Consider the following 1,333-nt stretch of genomic DNA (forward strand, 5'->3'; position numbering starts at 1 on the left):
CCCTGCTGCGTAACATCGTTGCTGCTCCATAACATCAAACATCGACCCACGGCGTAACGCGCTTGCTGCTTGGATGCCCGAGGCATAGACTGTACAAAAAAACAGTCATAACAAGCCATGAAAACCGCCACTGCGCCGTTACCACCGCTGCGTTCGGTCAAGGTTCTGGACCAGTTGCGTGAGCGCATACGCTACTTGCATTACAGTTTACGAACCGAACAGGCTTATGTCCACTGGGTTCGTGCCTTCATCCGTTTCCACGGTGTGCGTCACCCGGCAACCTTGGGCAGCAGCGAAGTCGAGGCATTTCTGTCCTGGCTGGCGAACGAGCGCAAGGTTTCGGTCTCCACGCATCGTCAGGCATTGGCGGCCTTGCTGTTCTTCTACGGCAAGGTGCTGTGCACGGATCTGCCCTGGCTTCAGGAGATCGGAAGACCTCGGCCGTCGCGGCGCTTGCCGGTGGTGCTGACCCCGGATGAAGTGGTTCGCATCCTCGGTTTTCTGGAAGGCGAGCATCGTTTGTTCGCCCAGCTTCTGTATGGAACGGGCATGCGGATCAGTGAGGGTTTGCAACTGCGGGTCAAGGATCTGGATTTCGATCACGGCACGATCATCGTGCGGGAGGGCAAGGGCTCCAAGGATCGGGCCTTGATGTTACCCGAGAGCTTGGCACCCAGCCTGCGCGAGCAGCTGTCGCGTGCACGGGCATGGTGGCTGAAGGACCAGGCCGAGGGCCGCAGCGGCGTTGCGCTTCCCGACGCCCTTGAGCGGAAGTATCCGCGCGCCGGGCATTCCTGGCCGTGGTTCTGGGTTTTTGCGCAGCACACGCATTCGACCGATCCACGGAGCGGTGTCGTGCGTCGCCATCACATGTATGACCAGACCTTTCAGCGCGCCTTCAAACGTGCCGTAGAACAAGCAGGCATCACGAAGCCCGCCACACCGCACACCCTCCGCCACTCGTTCGCGACGGCCTTGCTCCGCAGCGGTTACGACATTCGAACCGTGCAGGATCTGCTCGGCCATTCCGACGTCTCTACGACGATGATTTACACGCATGTGCTGAAAGTTGGCGGTGCCGGAGTGCGCTCACCGCTTGATGCGCTGCCGCCCCTCACTAGTGAGAGGTAGGGCAGCGCAAGTCAATCCTGGCGGATTCACTACCCCTGCGCGAAGGCCATCGGTGCCGCATCGAACGGCCGGTTGCGGAAAGTCCTCCCTGCGTCCGCTGATGGCCGGCAGCAGCCCGTCGTTGCCTGATGGATCCAACCCCTCCGCTGCTATAGTGCAGTCGGCTTCTGACGTTCAGTGCAGCCGTCTTCTGAAAACGACA

General features: G+C 60.5%; 1 protein-coding gene. It reads left to right on the forward strand.

Annotation, left to right across the window (positions count from 1 at the left end):
• Positions 1 to 117: 117 nt before the first annotated feature.
• Positions 118 to 1,131 (forward strand): class 1 integron integrase IntI1, encoded by a 1,014-nt coding sequence (intI1, locus tag H6X51_RS19810; protein WP_000845048.1) that lies wholly within the window; start codon positions 118 to 120, stop codon positions 1,129 to 1,131.
• The last annotated feature ends 202 nt before the right edge of the window (positions 1,132 to 1,333 follow it).

The organism is Halopseudomonas xiamenensis, from assembly GCF_014219065.1.
GTDB classification, from domain to species: Bacteria; Pseudomonadota; Gammaproteobacteria; order Pseudomonadales; family Pseudomonadaceae; genus Halopseudomonas; species Halopseudomonas xiamenensis.